Below are 20,163 nucleotides of genomic sequence, written 5' to 3'. Positions count from 1 at the left end.
TAAAAAACCGGGCTTGCCCGGTTTTTTTATGCCTGATTATTTGTGCCGCTTTCTCAGGTTTTCAATCACCGTGGTTAAATCCAGATCCTGATCCTGCAGCAGCACCAGCAAGTGATACATCAAATCCGACGCTTCGTTAGTCAGTTCATTGCGATCATGCACCGTCGCCGCCAGTGCGGTTTCAACGCCTTCTTCGCCCACTTTCTGCGCGATGCGCTTGGTGCCGCTGGCATACAGTTTCGCGGTGTAGGAACTGGCCGGGTCGGCGGTTTTGCGCTCGGCCAGCAGTTGCTCAAGCTGATAGAGAAACAGCCACTGGTGACTGGTCTCGCCGAAACAACTGGAGGTGCCTTTATGGCAGGTCGGGCCAACCGGGTTCGCCAGCACCAGCAGCGTGTCGTTATCGCAATCCGGCGTAATACTGACCACATTTAACACATTGCCGGAGGTCTCTCCTTTGGTCCACAGGCGCTGCTTTGTACGAGAGAAAAAGGTGACTTTGCCAGTCTCCTGCGTTTTCGCCAGTGCGTCCTGGTTCATATAGCCAAGCATCAGTACTTCACCGGAAACTGCGTGTTGAATAATGGCGGGCATCAGTCCGTCGGTTTTTTGCCAGTCCAGTTGTTCAGTTAACATACCCTGATCTCCACGCCCTGTGCTGCCAGGTACGTTTTTAATTCACCAATATTAATGATTTGCTTATGGAATACGGAGGCAGCCAGCGCGCCGTCAACGTTCGCCACCCGGAAAGCATCGAGGAAATGCTCCATGGTGCCTGCGCCGCCGGAGGCGATCAGCGGGACGTGGCACACCTCGCGCACTTTTTTCAGTTGCTCAAGGTCATAACCGTTACGCACACCGTCCTGATTCATCATGTTGAGGACGATTTCCCCGGCGCCGCGCCGTTGCACTTCCTGCACCCAGTCGAGGGTTTCCCACTGCGTCACCCGGGTGCGGCTTTCATCGCCGGTATATTGATTGACGTGATATTTGCCGCTGTCAGCGTCAAACCAGGTATCAATGCCCACCACAATGCACTGCACACCAAAGCGATCCGCCAGACGGGTAATCAGCTCAGGGTCGGCAAGAGCAGGGGAGTTCACCGAGATTTTATCGGCGCCGAACGACAGAATTTTCGCTGCATCATCAACCGATTTAATACCACCTGCGACGCAAAACGGAATGTCGATGACTTCTGCCACCCGCGACACCCAGCTTTTATCCACCACCCGGCCATCGCTGGAAGCGGTGATGTCGTAGAACACCAGTTCGTCGGCGCCTTCTTCGGCGTAGCGCTGCGCCAGCGGCACGATATCGCCAATGATTTCGTGGTTGCGGAACTGAACGCCTTTCACCACTTGCCCGTCACGTACGTCAAGACAGGGGATTATCCGTTTTGCCAGCATTGAATCGCCTCCGTGACGTTAAATTTACCTTCCAGCAGCGCGCGACCGACAATCACGCCGCGCACGCCAGTACCGCGCAGCGCGGCGATATCGTCCAGTCCGCCGATGCCGCCTGATGACTGAAATGCCACCTGCGGATAACGGGCGCAGACTTCTTCATACAGCGAGACGTTTGAGCCTGCCAGCGTGCCGTCGCGGGAAATATCAGTGCACAGCACATGTTTCAGGCCAACCGGCAGATAGGCGTCGACCAGTGCTTCCAGTGTCACGCCGGAGTTCTCCTGCCAGCCGCTGACAGCGACCTGCTTGTTGCCCTTGTCATCGATGCGCACATCCAGTGCCAGCACCAGTTTTTCCGCCCCGAAACGGGTAAACCAGCCTTTTACCTGCTCTGGTGATTTCACCGCCGTTGAGCCAATCACCACGCGTGACACGCCCGCATCCAGTAGCGCTGCAACGTCATCTTCTGTACGCACACCGCCACCAACCTGTACCGGGACAGTAACGCCTGCCACCAGTGTTTTAATCAGCGGGATCTGCCGTTTCGCCGGATCTTTCGCGCCGGTCAGGTCAACCAGGTGCAGCACTTCGGCGCCCTGAGCGGCATAGTCCTGCAAACGCGGCAGCGGATCGGTACCGTAGTCGCGCTGCTGGCCGTAATCGCCCTGATGGAGACGCACCACCGTGCCATCAATTAAATCTAAAGCCGGAATGATCATCACATCTCCAGAAAGTTTTTCAGCAACTGAGCGCCCGCTTTACCGGAACGTTCAGGGTGGAACTGGACGCCAAAAAAGTTATCTTTTTGCACCGCGGCAGTGAAGGCATCGCCGTAATCACAGCGGGCGATGGTATACGGGTTGACCGCCATCGCGTAGCTGTGAACAAAGTAGAAATACGCGCCATCGTCAATGTTGCGAAACAACGGGTTTCCGGCTTTTGCGTAAACGCGATTCCAGCCCATATGGGGCAGTGGCAGGCCGCGGTCAATCATCTTCGGCACATCCTGGTCGATAATGCCGAGCATATCGACGCCATGCGACTCTTCACTACGGCGACCCAGCAACTGCATGCCGAGGCAAATCCCCAGCACCGGCTGAGTACAGGCTTTGATGAGTTCGATAAGTTCTCGTTCGCGCAACTGGTCCATTGCCGCCTGCGCGGTGCCAACGCCTGGCAGAAACAGCTTATCGGCGCGCAGAACCACCTCCGGTGCGCGGCTGACTACCGGCGCATAGCCGTGACGACTCACCGCAGATTTCACCGAGTTCAGATTGGCGCAACCGGTATCCAGAATCACCACGTTCATCACAGCACTCCTTTTGACGACGGCAGTGCATCACCTTCGACGCGAATGGCCTGGCGAAGGGTGCGACCAAACGCTTTGAACAGACTCTCCACGCGGTGGTGATCGTTCTTGCCTTTGGTTTTCAGGTGCAGCGTCACGCCCATGGTGTAAGAGAGCGAACGGAAGAAGTGTTCGACCATCTCGGTGCTCAAATCCCCCACGCGCTGGTAGGTGAATTCCGCGCGGTATTCGAGGTGCGGGCGGCCGGAGATGTCCAGCGCGCAGCGCGCCAGGCACTCGTCCATCGGCAGTACAAAGCCGAAGCGGTTGATCCCGCGTTTGTCGCCCAGCGCCAGCTTCAGCGCTTCGCCGAGCGCCAGCCCGGTATCTTCCACTGTGTGGTGGTCGTCGATATAGAGATCGCCTTTCACCGCAATTTCCATGCGGAATCCGCCGTGGGTGGCAATCTGATCGAGCATGTGGTCGAAGAAGCCGACGCCGGTGTTAATCTTGCTACCGCCTTCGCGGTCCAGCCATAGTTTGACGTCAATCTGCGTCTCGCGGGTGGTTCGTTCTACATGAGCGTAACGGTCGCGCTTCGTCAGTTGTGCGCCAATCGCCTGCCAGTTCAGCGTGTCGCGGTGGTAGAGCAGGCCAGTGATGCCCATATTGTCCGCCAGCGTCACATCGGTGGCACGGTCGCCAATCACATAGCTGTTGGCGGTGTCCATCACGTCCGCTTCCAGCCAGCGGGTGACCATCTGTGTTTTCGGCTTGCGGCAGTCGCAGTTATCAGCGGGCAGGTGCGGGCAAATCAGCACATCTTCAAATACCACGCCCTGCGAGGTGAGGATCTGCATCATCAGGTTATGCGGACCGTCAAAATCCGCCTGCGGGAAACTGCTCGTTCCCAGCCCGTCCTGGTTGGTGATCATCACCAGCTTAAAGCCGGCTTTCTGCAACGCCAGCAGCGTCGGGATGACGTCCGGCTCGAAGGCCAGCTTATCGAATCTGTCGACCTGAAAATCGCTCGGCGGTTCGGCAATCAGCGTGCCGTCACGGTCAATAAAGAGAAACTTCTGGGTCATACATTCTCCGCTCTTAAGGCATCAATGACGCGCTGGCTCTCAGCACGGGTACCAATCGTGATACGCAAACAGCCGCTCAGTGTAGGTTGTCGGTTCTGGTCTCGCAGAATAATGCCCTGATCCCACAGGGATTTAAATACCGCACTGGACGCGGTGATGCGAACCAGAATGTAGTTAGTTTCCGAATCAAAAACCTGCTCAACGCACGGGATGTCGCGCAGCTGGCTTATCAGATACTGGCGCTCGTCGATTACCTGTGTCACGCGCTGGCGCATGGCGACAATTCCGTCCGGGCTCAATGCCTGTGCCGCGATATCTGCCACCGGCGTGGAGAGTGGGTAGGGGGCGATGACTTTCATCAGCAGGGCGATCACTTCGTCGCTGGCGAGGGTAAAACCGCAGCGCAGCCCGGCGAGGGCAAAGGCTTTCGACAACGTACGCAGTACCACCAGGTGCGGATATTCATCCAGCCAGTTGACCAGCGTCGCTTGCGGGCAGAACTCAATATAGGCTTCGTCGGCAACGACCAGCGCTTTACCGCGCGTCATTTCCAGCAGGTCGCGCATATCCTGCGGGTTGATGACCTGCCCGGTTGGGTTGTTCGGGCTGCAGACATACACCAGTTTTACGCCATCCAGTTTTTCCGCAATTGCCGGTAAATCAAGCTGCCAGCCCTCTCTGGCCTGAACAGTACGATACTCAACACCGAACGTTTCCGCGCTGACGCTGTACATGCCGTAGGTCGGCGGGCAGAACAGAATCGCATCTTTACCCGGTTCGCAAAACGCACGGATCAACAACTCAATGCCTTCATCCGCGCCGCGGCTGACCAGCACCTGCTCCGGCTTCACGCCAGCGTAGCGGGCATAGTTGTCGATCACCGCTTTTGGCTGGCATTCCGGGTAACGGTTCAGCGTCTGCTGCGTCAGGCCAAACGGCACCGCGGTGGGAAATTCGTTGGCATTCAGCCAGACATCACCTTTGCCGCCAAGACGGCGGGCGGACTGATACGGTGTCAGATTGCGGACGTTCTCGCGGGCTAAATCTTCAATGCTCATGCTTGCTCCTTGAGGGCTGCAACGCGCAGCGTAACGGCATTTTTGTGGGCAGTCAGACGCTCGGCAGTCGCCAGAGTTTCAATAGTGCTGGCGAGGCTCGCGAAACCGTCACGGGAGAGCTCCTGCACGGTCATGCGTTTCTGGAAATCGGCGAGGCCAAGGCTCGAACAGGTGGCGGTGTAACCATAGGTCGGCAGCACGTGGTTGGTGCCGGACGCATAATCACCCGCTGACTCCGGCGACCAGTCGCCAAGGAACACTGAACCGGCGCTGGTGATGCCATCAACCAGCTCGCGCGCATTGCGGGTCTGGATGATCAGGTGCTCAGGGCCGTACTGATTCGAAATAGCCACGCACTGGGTGATATCTTTCGCCACGATCAGGCGACTGGCGGAGAGCGCCTGGCGGGCGGTTTCTGCGCGCGGCAGGTCGGTTAACTGGCGTGCCACGGCGTCGGCCACCCGGCGTGCCATGTCGGCGTCCGGCGTCAGCAGGATCACCTGTGAATCCGGGCCGTGCTCCGCCTGCGACAACAAATCAGACGCGACAAAATCCGGGGTGGCGCCACTGTCAGCAATCACCAGCACTTCGGACGGACCGGCAGGCATGTCGATCGCCGCGCCGTCAAGACGCTGACTGACCTGGCGTTTCGCCTCGGTCACGAAGGCATTACCCGGGCCAAAAATCTTATCGACCGCCGGGACGGTTTCAGTTCCGAAGGCCAGGGCTGCAATCGCCTGTGCGCCGCCGACGTTAAACACTTCCTGCACGCCACAGAGTTGTGCGGCATAGAGAATTTCATCGGCAATCGGCGGCGGTGAGCAGAGCACCACCCGTTTGCACCCGGCGATACGCGCCGGGGTTGCCAGCATCAATACCGTGGAAAACAGCGGCGCAGAGCCGCCAGGAATGTACAGCCCGACGGACGCCAGCGGGCGGGTCATCTGCTGGCAGCGCACCCCCGGCAGCGTTTCCACGTCGATAATCTGTAATTGCTGCGCGGTATGGAAAGTGTCGATATTTTTAACCGCCACTGCCATCGCCTGCTTCAGTTCGGCGCTCAGGCGGTCGCCTGCCGCTGCCATCTCTTCAGGCGTCACCTTCAGCGACGCGACATCGGTTTTATCAAAGCGGGCGCTGTATTCACGCAGTGCATCATCGCCACGCGCTTTCACATTCTCGAGGATCTCCACCACGCTGCGGGTGATGGTTTCAGACGCGGACATCGCCGGGCGCATCAGCAGTTCACGCTGTTGCTCGGGGCTGCACTGGTTCCAGTCGATAATCGTGTTGAAGCTCATGGCGGTTACTCCATCATCTTCTCAATCGGCAGTACCAGAATGGAGCTGGCGCCAAGCACTTTCAGCTTTTCCATCGTTTCCCAGAACAGGGTTTCGCTGCTGACCATGTGCATTGCCACACGCTGCTGATCGCCGGCCAGCGGCAGAATGGTCGGGCGTTCGGCGCCAGGCAGCAGGGAAATAACTTCTTCCAGACGTTCAGTGGGCGCATGCAGCATGATGTATTTGGATTCGCGCGCCTGAATCACGCCCTGAATACGGGTCAGAAGTTTGTCGATCAACTGCTGTTTGGCGTCGTCCATATCACCGTCGCGCTGAATCAGGCAGGCTTTCGAGCGGTAAATCACTTCCACTTCGCGCAGGCCGTTGGCTTCCAGCGTCGCCCCGGTGGAGACCAGATCGCAGATGGCGTCGGCCAGTCCGGCACGCGGTGCGACTTCCACAGAACCATTTAACAGACAGGATTTAAAAGAGATGCCTTTCTGGTCGAGATAACGCTTCAGCAGGTGAGGGTAGGAGGTGGCGATGCGTTTGCCGTCGAGGCAGGCGGGGCCGTCCCAGACATCATCAACTTCCGTCGCCAGCGACAGGCGACAGCCGCCGAAATCAAGACGGCGCAACGTGAAGTAACGCGGATCTTCGCCCTGCGCGCGACGGCTCAGCAGCTCTTCTTCCAGCACGTTTTCGCCAATAATGCCGAGGTCAACCACGCCATCCATGACCAGACCCGGGATGTCGTCGTCGCGTACGCGCAGAATATCGATGGGCATATTTTCGGCCAGCGCAATCAGACGCTGCGTGTGGAGATTAATTTTTATGCCGCAGCGGGAAAGGAGTTCGCGTGAATCTTCACTCAGGCGCCCTGATTTCTGAATAGCTATGCGTAAACGGCTGTTATCTGACATTGTTATTTCCTCTGTATACCTGTCTGAAAGCGAACCAAAAAAAAGCCCCCGGAAGATGATCTTCCGGGGGCTCTCTCTTGCGTTCATGCACCACTGGAAGATCTGAATGTCTTCCAGCACACATCGCCTGAAAGACTAGTCAGGATGATGGTGATGATGGTGGTGTTTAAATTGAACGCTCATAAAAATTCTCATTGAATGCTTATTCACACTATGCCTTTTAACCTAAACCACTTTTGTCCCCGAAAGCAAGGGCTTTTTTCCATTGATTATTGAATTCATATTGATGCTATGAATTGTCAGTTCCGGTGGGCTGGCGTAGCCTTAATGCAGGAGACCGAATGAGTCAGGAGATAACGCATGAAAAAAGTCGCGATTGTCGGATTAGGGTGGCTGGGCATGCCGCTGGCGCTGTCGTTAACCGCGCACGGCTGGCAGGTCACGGGCAGTAAAACCACCCAGGATGGCGTGGAGGCGGCAAGGATGTGCGGGATCGACAGCTATCCCTTACGGCTGGAGCCTCAGCTGGTCTGCGAAACGGAAGATCTGGATGCGCTAATGCACGTGGACGCGCTGGTGATCACGCTTCCGGCGCGTCGCAGCGGTCCGGGCGAGGAATTTTACCTTCAGGCGGTGCAGGAAATCGTGGATTCTGCGCTGGCTTATCACATCCCACGGATCATCTTCACCAGTTCCACTTCGGTGTATGGCAATGCGACGGGCCTCATTAAAGAGAGCACGCCGCGTGAACCCGTCACCGCCAGCGGTCGGGTGCTGAAAGAGCTGGAAGACTGGCTGCATCATCTGCCGGGTACCTCGGTGGATATTCTGCGGCTGGCCGGGCTGGTGGGGCCGGGGCGGCATCCGGGGCGTTTTTTCGCCGGAAAACAGGCACCGGACGGCGAACATGGCGTCAATCTGGTGCATCTGGAAGATGTGATTTCCGCTATTACACTGCTGTTACAGGCCCCAAAAGGGGGACACATCTATAATATATGTGCGCCGAAACATCCTTCGCGCGCGGTGTTTTATCCGCAAATGGCGAGGGAGCTGGGGCTGGAACCGCCTTCCTTTGTTGCAGGAGACAGTAAAGAGAAGGGGAAAGTCATTGATGGCAGCCGGATTTGCAATGAACTCGGCTTTGAATATCAGTACCCTGATCCGCTGGTAATGCCGATGGAGTGACATACCGGCGGTCAAATCGCGCCACGCAAAGGAGCGACGATGAAGCCACTGCTGGATGTCCTCATCATTCTTGATGCCCTGGAAAAAGAGGGGAGCTTTGCTGCGGCGTCGGCAAAGCTCTACAAGACGCCCTCGGCGCTCAGTTATACCGTTCATAAGCTCGAAAGCGATCTCAACATTCAACTGCTCGACCGCAGCGGACACCGCGCCACCTTCACCCGCACCGGCAAATTGCTGCTGGAAAAAGGGCGCGAGGTGCTGCACAACGTGCGCGAGCTGGAACAGCAGGCCATCAAGCTCAACGAGGGCTGGGAGAATGAGCTGATTATCGGCGTCGATGATACGTTCCCTTTTTCCCTGCTGGCGCCGCTGATTGAAACCTTCTATCAAAGCCACAGCGTCACCCGGTTGAAATTTATCAATGGTGTACTGGGCAGCTCGTGGGACGCGCTGATCCACGGGCGGGCGGATATTGTGGTCGGTGCGCTGCGCGATCCGCCGCTGCAAAGCGGCTTTGCTTTCGCCGCACTTGGCGAGCTGGAACATGTTTTTGTCGTCGCGCCGCATCACGGACTGGCGCAGGAGAACGAACCGCTCAGCCGACGCACCATCAAGCGTTTTCGCGCCATTGTCGTGGGCGACAGCGCCTCGCCAGAATGCCCCGCGTTTCGACAACTGTTAGACGATCAGGACGCCATCACAGTCTTTGATTTTAAAACTAAACTGGAATTGCAGATAAGTGGACTGGGGTGTGGTTTTGTGCCGCGTTATATGGCACAACGTTTTCTTGATAGCGGTGCGCTGGTGGAGAAAAAAGTGGCTTCCTGGTCGGCGTTTGATCCGGTATGGATTGGCTGGAACGATCAGACGGCAGGGCTCGCCAGTGTGTGGTGGCGGGAGGCTATTTTAGCAAATAATGCCATTGCTGCGGTCTATCATAAATTGGGTGTTTAAAAATCAATCATTTATTGAAAAGTTTTTTTTGACGGCGCTCGCATTCTCTTGTTTTTAACCAGCGTTGAGGGCACAATACGCCGCCTGCAAAATCAGAGACTAACCGACGTTTTATTCACTCGTCGGTTATTTTTTTTGCATTGCGTTTCGTCATTAAAAACCAAGAGGCCGGGCTTCGTACCGGATAGATACTTACCAAAAACCGACAGTTGTTGTCGCTGAGGATTCCAGAACAATGGGGCAATTTTTTGCTTACGCGACGGCATTCGCCGTAAAGGGGGATGACCATGTCGCATAACGTTACTCCAAACACCTCTCGCGTGGAATTACGTAAAACGCTTACGCTGGTTCCGGTTGTCATGATGGGTCTTGCCTATATGCAGCCGATGACGCTGTTCGATACATTTGGTATCGTTTCAGGCCTCACTGACGGTCATGTTGCAACGGCTTACGCCTTTGCGCTGGTCGCCATTCTCTTTACTGCGCTGAGCTACGGTAAACTGGTTCGCCGTTTCCCGTCTGCTGGCTCGGCGTATACCTATGCCCAGAAATCCATTAGCCCGACCGTAGGCTTTATGGTGGGCTGGTCGTCGTTGCTGGACTACCTGTTCATGCCGATGATCAACATCCTGCTGGCGAAAATTTACTTCGAAGCGCTGGTGCCTTCCGTACCGTCGTGGATCTTTGTGGTGGCGCTGGTGGCCTTTATGACCATCTCTAACCTGCGCAGCATCAAGACCGTCGCCAACTTCAACACCCTGATTGTGATTCTGCAGATGGGGATTGTGGCGGTGATCGTGGGTCTGATTATCTACGGTGTTTCTCACGGTGAAGGCGCAGGTACACTGACCAGCACCCGCCCGTTCTGGTCTGAAGATGCGCACGTGGTGCCGATGATCACCGGTGCGACGATCCTCTGCTTCTCATTCCTGGGTTTTGACGGTATCTCTTCGCTGTCGGAAGAGACCAAAGACGCCGAGCGTGTGATCCCGAAAGCGATTTTCCTGACGGCGCTGATTGGCGGTCTGGTGTTTATTGGCGCCTCTTACTTCCTGCAACTCTATTTCCCGGATATCTCTCGTTTCAAAGATCCGGACGCGTCGCAGCCTGAAATCATGCTGTACGTGGCAGGGAAAACCTTCCAGTGGGGTGTGCTGATTTTCTCCAGCGTGACCGTACTGGCGTCCGGCATGGCGGCACACGCTGGCGTTTCTCGCCTGATGTATGTCATGGGTCGTGACGGTGTGTTCCCGAGTCGCTTCTTCGGTTACATTCACCCGAAATGGCGTACGCCGGCCTGGAACGTGCTGCTGGTGGGCGCGATTGCTCTGCTGGCGATTAACTTTGACCTGGTCACCGCGACAGCGCTGATCAACTTCGGGGCGCTGGTGGCTTTCACCTTCGTTAACCTCTCGGTGATCTCGCAGTTCTGGATCCGTGAGAAGCGCAACAAAACCCTGAAAGATCACTTCAACTACCTGGTGCTGCCGGTGTGTGGTGCGCTGACGGTAGGTGCGCTGTGGATTAACCTGGAAGAAAGCTCGATGGTGCTGGGCCTGATCTGGGCCGGTATCGGTCTGGTCTATCTGGCTTGTGTGACTAAAAGCTTCCGTAACCCGGTGCCGCAGTACGAAGACGTTGCGTAATTAACGCCGATATCAATGAAAAACCGGAGACCATGGTCTCCGGTTTTTTTTTCAGACGATATCCTGCGCGTACTGATACAGCGCCTTGAGTAGCCCCAGTTTTTCGCTGTCCCCGTCATATTGACCGTATAACATTTCCAGCTCCTGAGCGTATGCCTGCAAAAACTCCGGCGTAAAGACGTTGCGGCGATGCTGTAACCAGCGTTGCTGCTCGGCATCATCCAGCGTTCCCGGGAAGTTACGGGCGCGATAGTTGAACAGCAGCCGTTCGATTCGCTTGTCGGCAAAGGTGACATCCAGCGCCGGCAGATTGCGTGGTTCGGTTTCCAGCACGATTTTCATCGCCGCCCGATCAGCATCACTGAAAAAGCCGTTATACAGTTGCGCGTCAACGTTCTCAGAGGGCACAAACGGTTCCGCTTCGGCGAAAATCGCCACCACTTTGTCGCGCACTTGCGGATTTTCCCGCAGCACCTTGAGGTTATCGAGGCAATGCTGGCGGTTGATCCCCAGACGATCGGCATCTTCCGGGCGCAGGGTATTGGCCTGCGCCAGCACCGGGCATTTATTCAGATGCACCAGTTTCACTGGCACCGGCACGTTGTCACCGAGATCGGCTTTGGCGGTGTAAAGCCGTTCGCGCAGGGCATCGGCATTCAGCTCCAGCAGCGGAGAGATATCACCCGCAAGGTCAACCACAATCACCGCATTGCGGTTGTCCGGGTGCCAGGCGAGCGGCGCGACCCAACTGGTGTTGCCGCGCCAGGCGCCGAACATACCGGAAACATGCACCAGCGGTTTCATCTGCGGCACATCAATCAACGGCACGAGTTTCTGCTTGCTGCGGTGGCTGTAGAGATAATCAAACAGGCGCGGCTGCTGGCTTTTCACCAGCTTCGCCATGGCGATGGTGGCGTAGACGTCAGCCATCGCATCGTGGGCGTTGCTGTGTTCAATACCGTTAGCTTTGGTCAGATGCTCAAGGCGGAAGCTCGGCAACCCTTCGTCGTTATCCGGCCAGTGGATCCCTTCCGGGCGCAGCGCATAGCAGGCGCGCATGACGTCGAGCAGATCCCAACGTGAATTGTCGTTTTGCCAGCTCCAGGCGTAAGGATCGTAGAAGTTGCGGTAGAAAATATTACGCGTCACTTCATCATCAAAACGGACGTTGTTATAGCCCACCACGCAGGTTTTCGGCACGGTAAAGATGTCATGAATACGGCGGGCAAACGCGGCCTCGTTGTCACCTTTGGCTCGCGCTTCCTGCGGTGTGATCCCGGTTATCAATACCGCTTCGGGCTGCGGCAGATAGTCGTCGGCAGGCTTACAGTAAAAGACCTCCGACTCGCCGATGATATTGAAATCCGAGTCGGTACGAATCGCCGCGAACTGCGCTGGCCTGTCTAAAGACGGGCTGGTGCCGAAGGTTTCGTAATCGTGGAAGAGAAAAGTTGGCTGCGTTGCGGAATCAGACACCCGAAGCTCCATCCTGTATGAATATGATGGGGTATGGTAAACGATTGTGGCCTGACATCCGAATAAAAAGCCGTGCTTTCTCGTGCCTCTGCACAGAATGGCGCGGGATGAAAGTGGGCACAGTCACATTTCTTTGCAATTTTGCCAGGCGCTGACACGCGAACTTCCGTAAAAAGAACAGCGATTTTTATAATGTTCTTGAGGATATGCTGTTGAAACGCCGTTTGTTTATTGCTGCATCTTTACTCGCGATGAGTATTTCATCGGCACTGGCCGCCGAAACGATTGAATTTTCCCCCGCCGCGCCCACCATCCAGGCGGGTTCCTGGGTGCTGATGGATTACACCACCGGCCAGATTTTAACGTCCGGCAACGAACATCAGCAGCGCAACCCCGCCAGTCTCACCAAGCTGATGACGGGCTATGTGGTTGACCGCGCTATCGACAGCCACCGTATTACGGCGGACGACATGGTCACCGTAGGGCGTGACGCGTGGGCGAAAGGGAATCCGGTGTTTGATGGTTCATCACTGATGTTCCTGAAAGCGGGCGAGCGCCTGACGGTGCGTGATTTAAGCCGTGGTCTGATTGTCGATTCCGGTAACGATGCCTGCGTGGCGCTGGCGGATTACGTGGCGGGTGGAGAGCCTCAGTTTGTAGCGATGATGAACGACTATGTGCAAAAAATGGGGCTCAGGGATACGCACTTTGAGACCGTCCATGGTCTGGATGCGCCTGGCCAGCACAGCTCCGCGTACGATCTGGCCGTGCTTTCGCGGGCCATCATCCACGGCGAGCCTGAGTTCTACCATATGTACAGCGAAAAAAGCCTGACCTGGAACGGGATCACCCAGCAGAACCGTAACGGTTTACTGTGGGATAAAACCATGAATGTTGATGGCCTTAAAACCGGCCATACGTCCGGGGCGGGATATAATCTGATTGCCTCAGCTGTAGACGGGAAACGTCGCCTGATTGCCGTCATTATGGGGGCGGAGAGCATGAAAGGGCGCGAAGTTGAGGCGCACAAGCTGTTGCAGTGGGGGCAACAGAATTTTGATACCGTGCAGATCCTGCAACAGGGTAAACAGGTGGGTACTGAGCGTATCTGGTACGGCAATAAAGAAAACATCGCCCTCGGTACCGCTGAAGATTTCTGGCTGACCCTGCCGAAAGCGGAGATCCCGCATATCAAAGCGAAATACGTACTGGATCAGAAATCGCTGGAGGCGCCACTGGCGGCGAACAAACGGGTCGGAGAAATTGAACTGCTCGACCGCGATAACGTGGTGGCGCATATGCCGCTGGTTACGCTGGAAAGTGTAGAAAAGGGCGGGTTGTTCTCACGCTTCAGCGACTGGCTGCACCATAAAGCGTAATTTTGTGAATCATCGCACATACTATCAATGGCTCCTTTGCTAGCTTTATATGTATATTTATACAGTAAATCGCCAATAATGGAGGCAACATGGAATACAGCATCAAGCAACAACGTCAGCGCACGATTGCCGGGTTTCATTTGGTAGGGCCGTGGGAAGAAAAGGTCAAACAGGGATTTGGACAACTGATGGCGTGGGTGGATGGCAAACAAATTCAGCCGCTCGAATGGATTGCTGTTTATTACGACAACCCGGATGTCACGCCGCCAGAAAAACTGCGCTGCGACACCGCCGTCACGGTCCCTGATGATTTTACGATCCCGGCGAACAGCGAAGGCGTGATGATGACTACCGTAGACGGCGGGGATTATGCCGTGGCCCGCGCGCGGGTAGTCAATGACGACTTCGCGACCCCGTGGTATCAGTTTTTCGATAGTCTGCAGAAAGATGCGACCTGGCAGTTTGCGCCGAAAGCTACGTTTGAAGTCTATCTGAACGATGGCACCGCTGACGGCTACTGGGACATCGATATGTACGTTTCGGTCGAACGTAAGTAAACGGGCGCACTTTTTCCCTGCGAAAGTTAAGGATTATTACCGTAGCGTGATGCGATCGGCAGAAAACCCGTTACAATTGTGCTTTACGGCGTTGCCGGAGAGCGGGTGTGCGTGCTGATAAATCACTGAGTCCTTTTGAAATTCGCCTGTATCGGCACTACCGTGTTGTTCACGGGGTGCGGATAGCGCTGGCATTTATTCTGACCTTTTTGCTGGTCCGCGTGTTTGATATCCCGGAAGGGACGTGGCCCCTGATCACGCTGGTCGTGGTGATGGGGCCCATTTCGTTCTGGGGAAACGTGGTTCCGCGCGCCTATGAACGCATTGGCGGCACCATCCTGGGCTCCGCGCTGGGGCTGGTGGCGCTCAAGCTTGAACTTATTTCTCTGCCGTTGATGCTGATCTGGTGTTCTGTGGCGATGTTCCTCTGTGGCTGGCTGGCGCTGGGCAAAAAACCCTATCAGGCGTTGCTGATTGGCATCACGCTGGCGGTGGTGGTAGGGGCGCCGCCGGGTGATCTGACCACCGCGCTCTGGCGAAGCGGCGATGTGATTTTTGGTTCCCTGCTGGCGATGCTGTTTACCGGCATCTGGCCGCAGCGCGCTTTCCTCCACTGGCGAATTCAGATGGCGAATTTTGTCACCCTCTACAATCGCCTCTACCAGACGGGAACCTCACCCAACTTGCTCGAACGCCCGCGTCTGGATAAACATCTGCAGAAAATGCTCAGCGAGGTTGTTAAGATGCGAGGGCTTATCACCCCCGCCAGCAAAGAGACGCGCATTCAGAAATCGATTTTTGAAGGTATTCAGACCGTCAGCCGTAATCTGGTGTGTATGCTGGAGTTGCAAATCAATGCGAACTGGGCGTCGCGCGAAAGCCATTTTGTGATGCTCAATGCCCGGACACTGCGCGAGACGCAACAGATGACGCAGCAGACACTGCTGACCATCGCCCATGCCTTGTACGAAGGTAATCCGCAGCCGATACTGGCTAATAGCGAAAGATTAAGTGAAATCGCCGCCGAATTACGGCAGCTCATGCAGGCGTACCATAGCGAAAACCTGTCGGAAACGCCGATCCACGGCTACGTCTGGCTCAGCATGGAACTCGCTCGCCAGCTGGAGCTGCTGTCGCATCTGATTTGCCGCGCATTGCGCAAATAAAAGACAGACGGGCAACGGTGTGACGTCAGGTTGTTTCGATTCAGCGGCATTTAGGGTTATGATGGCCCCAAAGCAATAACCATTGTCATCAGCAATTGCTATACGTAATGTATCCCTCAGGCGATAGCGGTTGCTTTAACGAATCCGAGTTTTAATTAGCAGGGGTGTAAAAATGGAAACAACTAAGCCTTCATTTCAGGATGTACTGGAGTTTGTTCGCCTGTTCCGACGCAAGAACAAATTGCAGCGTGAAATCCAGGACGTTGAGAAAAAGATCCGTGACAACCAGAAGCGTGTTCTGCTGCTCGACAACCTGAGCGACTACATCAAGCCAGGCATGAGCGTCGACGCCATTCAGGGCATTATCGCCAGCATGAAAAGCGATTACGAAGATCGCGTTGATGACTACATCATCAAAAATGCCGAGCTGTCCAAAGAACGCCGTGACATTTCCAAGAAGCTGAAAGTCATGGGCGAAGTCAAAGTGCCTGAAGGTAAAACCGAATAAACCGGTTCGCGGTGAGAGCGTGGCTCTCGCCGTTTCCTCTTCCTTTCATCCTGATGTTTGTATGAATCTTATTTTATTCAAACCTGCACAGCCTCTGCATCAGGAATCCTCAACATGATTGTTATCACTGGCGGCGCGCGCAGCGGCAAAAGCCGACATGCCGAGTCTTTGCTGTGTCATTACCGTTCCGTACTGTACATCGCGACATCGCAAATTTTTGATGACGAGATGGCGGAGCGGATCGCCCATCACCGGCAGCATCGCCCGACGCACTGGCGCACCGAAGAGCGCTGGCAACACCTCGAACAACTGATCACACCGGATAATTCCCCCGACGAGGCGATCCTGCTGGAATGCATCACGACGCTCGTCGCCAATATCCTTTTTGCAGAAGGCGGCGACAGTGATCCTGATACATGGGATTACGCGGCGCTGGAGCGGCGAGTGGACGACGATATTACGCATCTGATCACATTGTGCCAGCGCTGCCCGTCACCGGTTGTGCTGGTCACAAACGAAGTGGGAATGGGAATTGTGCCGGAGAACCGGCTGGCGCGGCATTTTCGTGACATTGCCGGACGAGTCAATCAAAAACTGGCACAGGCGGCGGAAAACGTCTGGCTGGTGGTGTCAGGTATAGGAGTCAAAATAAAATGAACAGGGTTTTCTTTGCCACGCTCTCTTTTATGAGCCGTCTGCCTGTGCCGCAGCGCTGGTCTCAGGGTGTGGAACTACAGGATTATGTCCGTGGCATCATTACGTTTCCGCTGGTCGGGTTGCTACTCGGTGCGTTGAGCGGGCTGGTGTTTGCGCTGCTGCATACCTGGTGTGGTACGCCACTGGCCGCACTGTTTGCAGTGCTGACACTGGCATTGCTGACCGGTGGGCTGCATCTGGACGGGCTTGCGGATACCTGCGATGGCGTATTTTCATCGCGCCCGCGTGAGCGGATGCTGGAGATCATGCGCGACAGCCGTCTCGGGACAAATGGCGGGCTGGCACTCATTTTTGTTTTGCTGGCGAAAGTGTTGCTGATCAGCGAACTGTCGCTGCGGGGCGTCTGGCTTCCGGCGGTGCTTGCCGCCACCTGCGCCGCCGGGCGCGGGGTTTCGGTATTGTTGATGTACGGACAGCGCTATGCCCGCGAAGAGGGCATGGGCAACCTGTTCATCGGCAAAGTAACGTTCAAACAGGCGACCATCACGCTTGGCGTCACCGCCGTGCTGGCGATAGCACTGCTGGGCATGAATGGCCTGGTCGCGTTCTTATTCACCCTCGTGGCGATTTACCTGATCGCAAAATTGCTCAAACGCACGCTGGGCGGCCAGACCGGCGACACGCTGGGCGCGGCAATTGAACTGGGCGAAGTGGTCTTTCTGCTGGCTCTGCTGTAACAGGGATCGTTGACGATGCAAAACCTGAATGCGTTATTAGATACTATTCCGCAGCCGGATACGGCAGCGATGGCCCGTGCGCAGCAGCATATTGATGGGTTGCTGAAACCGCCGGGCAGTCTCGGGCGGCTTGAGGCGCTGGCCGTACAACTGATGGGTATGCCAGGTCTGGCCGGTAAGCTGCAGGTTGATAATAAAGCCATTATCGTCATGTGCGCTGACCATGGCGTCTGGCATGAAGGCGTCACCATTTCACCGCAGATCGTGACGGCCATTCAGACCGCCAATATGATCCGCCAGAACACTGGCGTCTGCGTACTGGCGAAACAGGCTGGCGCGCAGGTGCATGTAGTTGATGTGGGCATTGATGCCGATCCGATTCCCGGCGTCGTCAACATGAAAGTGGCACGGGGCAGCGGTAACATTGCCCGCGAAGCGGCGATGACCCGTGAGCAGGCCATCGCGTTACTGGTGGCCTCGATGCAGTACACACGCCAGCTTGCCGCCAACGGTGTGACGCTGTTTGGTGTTGGCGAGCTGGGGATGGCAAACACCACGCCCGCCGCTGCGGTAGTCAGTGTGTTGACGCAAACCGAACCGGAAGCGGTGGTTGGCGTCGGAGCCAATCTCCCTGTGAACCAACTGGCGCATAAAGTGGCTGTGGTACGTCGCGCCATCGACATTAACCAGCCGGACGCCAGCGATGCGACCGACGTGCTGGCAAAAGTGGGCGGCTTTGATCTCGTCGGCATGACCGGCGTAATGCTCGGCGCCGCCTCCTGTGGTTTGCCGGTCATCCTGGATGGTTTTCTGTCATACGCATCCGCTCTTGCCGCCTGCCAGATTGCACCTGCGATCAAACCCTATCTGATTCCGTCTCATGTTTCTGCCGAGAAAGGCGCCCGCGTGGCATTGAATGCGCTACAGCTTGAACCGTACCTGAATATGGACATGCGCCTGGGTGAGGGCAGTGGCGCGGCACTGGCCATGCATATCGTCGATGCCGCCTGCACGATGTACAACCAGATGGGCACGCTGGCAGGAAGCGATATTGTGCTGCCGACGGCGTAGTTTTGTGGTTGCCTGGTGGGGTCTCGGCAGTTGCATCAACAGCAACTGAAAGGCAAAAAAGCCTGCTCGAAAGCAGGCTTTTTTGAATCTGGCTCCTCTGACTGGACTCGAACCAGTGACATACGGATTAACAGTCCGCCGTTCTACCGACTGAACTACAGAGGAATCGTGTGGAGGGTTATCTTAGCGGCGAAAAAATCTTTGTCAAACCCCATTTCGCGCAATCGCGTCTGATTGCTTCTTCTGACAACAATTTGTTGTAATTTCCGCCAATTAATACAGAAAAATATTTTGCAGCTTTGCGCATTCTCCATCATCATTTGAAATGGAGTTTCAACTTTCTCATTAAGGTCCCTCTTGAACGTCACCGCAGCATTTCGCCAGTCCGTAGAACGCACGGCCTGGTATAAAAACCGAAAAAGTTATCGGGTCCTCTTCTGGCGTGAAATCACCCCCCTTGCTGTGCCTATTTTTCTGGAAAACACCTGCGTTCTGTTGATGGGCGTATTGAGCACGTTTCTGGTCAGCTGGCTGGGGGCGGAATCCATGGCTGGCGTCGGTCTTGCGGACAGCTTCAACATGGTGGTGATGGCCTTCTTTGCGGCGATCGATCTGGGTACGACGGTGGTGGTGGCGTTCAGTCTGGGCAAACGCGATCACAAGCGGGCGAGGGCGGCGGCACGGCAATCTCTGGTGATTATGGCGCTGTTTTCCGTGGTGCTGGCGATTGTTATTCACGCCTTTGGCAAAGAGATTATTGACATCATTGCGGGAGCGGCGACAGAGCCGGTGAAAGCGCTGGCGTTAACTTACCTCGAGCTGACGGTGATTAGCTACCCGGCGGCAGCCATTGCATTGATTGGTAGCGGCGCGTTGCGCGGGGCGGGCAATACCAAAATTCCGCTGCTGATTAACGGCGGAATGAACATCCTGAACATTATCATCAGCAGCGGGTTAATCTACGGTTTCCTGTCCTGGCAAGGGCTGGGGTTTGTGGGCGCCGGGCTCGGGTTAACCATCTCACGCTATATCGGCGCGATAGCCATCGTACTGGTGCTGATCAAAGGGGTGAAATCCCTGCGGATCTCCCTGAGAAGTTACTTCAGGCCGTTAAATTTCGGCATCATTTGGGAAGTGATGGGCATCGGGATCCCCGCCAGTATTGAATCAGTGCTGTTTAACGGCGGTAAACTGCTGACGCAGATGTTTGTTGCCGGGATGGGGACGGACGTCATTGCAGGCAACTTTATCGCCTTCTCCGTGGCGTCACTCATCAACCTGCCGGGGAACGCGTTGGGTTCTGCATCAACAATTATCACCGGGAAGCGTCTCGGCAAAGGGCAGATTGGTCAGGCGGAACGCCAGTTGCGCCATGTATTCTGGCTGTCGACGATAGGACTGACGGTGATCGCCTGGGGAACCGCGCCGCTTGCCGGCGTGTTCGCCGCGTTTTACACCCAGGACCAGAATGTCCAGGAGGTGGTGAAAGTGCTGCTGTGGCTCAATGCGGCGTTTATGCCGATCTGGGCGGCGTCATGGGTGTTGCCGTCAGGGCTGAAAGGGGCGCGTGATGCACGTTTCGCCATGTGGGTATCGATGTTCAGCATGTGGGGTTGCCGCGTGGTGGCGGGCTATGTGCTGGGGATTATGCTCGGCATGGGGGTGATCGGCGTCTGGCTCGGTATGTTCCTCGACTGGGCAGTACGCGGCGTGCTGTTCTACTGGCGTATGGTCAGCGGACGCTGGTTGCAGAAATACCCCAGAATAAAATCACAGTAAAA

Annotated in this window: 22 protein-coding genes, 1 tRNA gene, 1 pseudogene and 1 other annotated feature; of the genes and pseudogenes, 13 read left to right on the top strand and 11 right to left on the bottom strand. The window is 55.9% G+C overall.

Going from position 1 to position 20,163, the window contains the following annotated elements:
* Nucleotides 1-36: 36 nt before the first annotated feature.
* From hisIE to hisL, 9 genes are all read right to left on the bottom strand, one after another.
* Nucleotides 37-636: a bifunctional phosphoribosyl-AMP cyclohydrolase/phosphoribosyl-ATP diphosphatase HisIE gene (hisIE, locus tag QMG90_RS13770; RefSeq protein ID WP_283280204.1), complete on the bottom strand. Its 600-nt coding sequence runs from the start codon at nt 634-636 to the stop codon at nt 37-39.
* The gene (gene hisF, locus QMG90_RS13765; protein ID WP_283280203.1) at nt 630-1,406 is read right to left on the bottom strand and encodes an imidazole glycerol phosphate synthase subunit HisF; all 777 of its coding nucleotides are present in this window, start codon (nt 1,404-1,406) and stop codon (nt 630-632) included. Before hisF ends, hisIE begins: the two co-directional genes overlap by 7 nt.
* On the bottom strand, nt 1,388-2,125 hold the full coding sequence (hisA, locus tag QMG90_RS13760) for a 1-(5-phosphoribosyl)-5-[(5-phosphoribosylamino)methylideneamino]imidazole-4-carboxamide isomerase (RefSeq protein WP_283280202.1): 738 nt from the start codon (nt 2,123-2,125) through the stop codon (nt 1,388-1,390). The genes hisF and hisA overlap by 19 nt, the downstream gene beginning before the upstream one ends.
* Entirely contained in the window at nt 2,125-2,715 is a 591-nt protein-coding gene (hisH, locus tag QMG90_RS13755; RefSeq protein ID WP_283280201.1) for an imidazole glycerol phosphate synthase subunit HisH, read from the bottom strand. The genes hisA and hisH overlap by 1 nt, the downstream gene beginning before the upstream one ends.
* Nucleotides 2,715-3,782: a bifunctional histidinol-phosphatase/imidazoleglycerol-phosphate dehydratase HisB gene (gene hisB, locus QMG90_RS13750; protein WP_283280200.1), complete on the bottom strand. Its 1,068-nt coding sequence runs from the start codon at nt 3,780-3,782 to the stop codon at nt 2,715-2,717. Before hisB ends, hisH begins: the two co-directional genes overlap by 1 nt.
* Nucleotides 3,779-4,840, bottom strand: a complete 1,062-nt coding sequence (gene hisC / locus QMG90_RS13745; RefSeq protein WP_283280199.1) for a histidinol-phosphate transaminase — start codon at nt 4,838-4,840, stop codon at nt 3,779-3,781. Before hisC ends, hisB begins: the two co-directional genes overlap by 4 nt.
* Nucleotides 4,837-6,141 (bottom strand): histidinol dehydrogenase, encoded by a 1,305-nt coding sequence (gene hisD / locus QMG90_RS13740; protein ID WP_283280198.1) that lies wholly within the window; start codon nt 6,139-6,141, stop codon nt 4,837-4,839. Before hisD ends, hisC begins: the two co-directional genes overlap by 4 nt.
* A 5-nt stretch (nt 6,142-6,146) precedes the next feature.
* Complete coding sequence (gene hisG, locus QMG90_RS13735) at nt 6,147-7,046, bottom strand: ATP phosphoribosyltransferase (protein WP_283280197.1); 900 nt, start codon at nt 7,044-7,046, stop codon at nt 6,147-6,149.
* A gap of 36 nt (nt 7,047-7,082) precedes the next feature.
* Nucleotides 7,083-7,206: a sequence feature (His leader region), on the bottom strand.
* Nucleotides 7,182-7,229: a his operon leader peptide gene (gene hisL / locus QMG90_RS13730; RefSeq protein WP_124965863.1), complete on the bottom strand. Its 48-nt coding sequence runs from the start codon at nt 7,227-7,229 to the stop codon at nt 7,182-7,184. (Overlaps the previous feature by 25 nt.)
* 177 nt (nt 7,230-7,406) lie before the next feature.
* On the opposite strand from hisL, the gene QMG90_RS13725 reads away from it, so the two are divergent.
* From QMG90_RS13725 to QMG90_RS13715, 4 genes and pseudogenes are all read left to right on the top strand, one after another.
* On the top strand, nt 7,407-8,231 hold the full coding sequence (locus QMG90_RS13725; RefSeq protein WP_283280196.1) for an SDR family oxidoreductase: 825 nt from the start codon (nt 7,407-7,409) through the stop codon (nt 8,229-8,231).
* Nucleotides 8,232-8,270: 39 nt separating this feature from the next.
* A pseudogene (locus QMG90_RS13720) lies at nt 8,271-9,243 on the top strand (LysR family transcriptional regulator).
* Between the two features lie 177 nt (nt 9,244-9,420).
* Entirely contained in the window at nt 9,421-9,483 is a 63-nt protein-coding gene (yoeI, locus tag QMG90_RS22560; protein ID WP_407830030.1) for a membrane protein YoeI, read from the top strand.
* Complete coding sequence (locus QMG90_RS13715) at nt 9,473-10,831, top strand: APC family permease (RefSeq protein WP_283280194.1); 1,359 nt, start codon at nt 9,473-9,475, stop codon at nt 10,829-10,831. Before yoeI ends, QMG90_RS13715 begins: the two co-directional genes overlap by 11 nt.
* Nucleotides 10,832-10,882: 51 nt before the next feature.
* On the opposite strand, the gene sbcB is transcribed toward QMG90_RS13715, so the two are convergent.
* Nucleotides 10,883-12,319: an exodeoxyribonuclease I gene (gene sbcB, locus QMG90_RS13710; protein ID WP_283280193.1), complete on the bottom strand. Its 1,437-nt coding sequence runs from the start codon at nt 12,317-12,319 to the stop codon at nt 10,883-10,885.
* A gap of 194 nt (nt 12,320-12,513) precedes the next feature.
* Here sbcB and dacD point away from each other — a divergent pair, with 194 nt between their 5' ends.
* The 7 genes from dacD (at nt 12,514) to cobT (ending at nt 18,382) form a co-directional block, all read left to right on the top strand.
* Nucleotides 12,514-13,686, top strand: coding sequence for a serine-type D-Ala-D-Ala carboxypeptidase DacD (gene dacD, locus QMG90_RS13705; protein ID WP_283280192.1), 1,173 nt, complete (start codon nt 12,514-12,516; stop codon nt 13,684-13,686).
* Nucleotides 13,687-13,775: 89 nt separating this feature from the next.
* Nucleotides 13,776-14,243, top strand: coding sequence for a DNA gyrase inhibitor SbmC (sbmC, locus tag QMG90_RS13700; RefSeq protein ID WP_283280191.1), 468 nt, complete (start codon nt 13,776-13,778; stop codon nt 14,241-14,243).
* 107 nt (nt 14,244-14,350) lie between these two features.
* Entirely contained in the window at nt 14,351-15,409 is a 1,059-nt protein-coding gene (locus QMG90_RS13695; RefSeq protein WP_283280190.1) for an FUSC family protein, read from the top strand.
* Between the two features lie 172 nt (nt 15,410-15,581).
* Complete coding sequence (locus QMG90_RS13690) at nt 15,582-15,917, top strand: DUF496 family protein (RefSeq protein ID WP_283280189.1); 336 nt, start codon at nt 15,582-15,584, stop codon at nt 15,915-15,917.
* 114 nt (nt 15,918-16,031) lie between these two features.
* A complete protein-coding gene (gene cobU / locus QMG90_RS13685; protein WP_283280188.1) occupies nt 16,032-16,574 on the top strand; it encodes a bifunctional adenosylcobinamide kinase/adenosylcobinamide-phosphate guanylyltransferase in 543 nt (180 codons plus the stop codon).
* Entirely contained in the window at nt 16,571-17,311 is a 741-nt protein-coding gene (cobS, locus tag QMG90_RS13680; RefSeq protein ID WP_283280187.1) for an adenosylcobinamide-GDP ribazoletransferase, read from the top strand. The genes cobU and cobS overlap by 4 nt, the downstream gene beginning before the upstream one ends.
* Before the next feature lie 15 nt (nt 17,312-17,326).
* Entirely contained in the window at nt 17,327-18,382 is a 1,056-nt protein-coding gene (gene cobT / locus QMG90_RS13675; RefSeq protein ID WP_283280186.1) for a nicotinate-nucleotide--dimethylbenzimidazole phosphoribosyltransferase, read from the top strand.
* Nucleotides 18,383-18,471: 89 nt separating this feature from the next.
* Here cobT and QMG90_RS13670 read toward each other — a convergent pair.
* Nucleotides 18,472-18,547, bottom strand: a tRNA-Asn gene (locus QMG90_RS13670).
* A 5-nt stretch (nt 18,548-18,552) separates the two neighbouring features.
* Between QMG90_RS13670 and QMG90_RS22555 the strand changes: the two genes are divergently transcribed.
* Together QMG90_RS22555 and QMG90_RS13665 are read left to right on the top strand one after the other, a co-directional pair.
* Nucleotides 18,553-18,645 carry a DUF5951 family protein gene (locus QMG90_RS22555; protein ID WP_430381663.1) on the top strand — a complete coding sequence of 31 codons (93 nt, stop codon included), beginning with the start codon at nt 18,553-18,555 and terminating at the stop codon, nt 18,643-18,645.
* A 94-nt stretch (nt 18,646-18,739) separates the two neighbouring features.
* Nucleotides 18,740-20,161, top strand: coding sequence for an EmmdR/YeeO family multidrug/toxin efflux MATE transporter (locus tag QMG90_RS13665; protein ID WP_283280185.1), 1,422 nt, complete (start codon nt 18,740-18,742; stop codon nt 20,159-20,161).
* Nucleotides 20,162-20,163 lie beyond the last annotated feature (2 nt).

Origin of the sequence: Trabulsiella odontotermitis (assembly GCF_030053895.1) — a bacterium.
In the GTDB taxonomy this organism is placed as follows: Bacteria; Pseudomonadota; Gammaproteobacteria; order Enterobacterales; family Enterobacteriaceae; genus Trabulsiella; species Trabulsiella odontotermitis_C.
The sequence above is the reverse complement of the archived record's forward strand: the minus strand, read 5'-3'. Positions and strand labels throughout refer to the sequence as shown.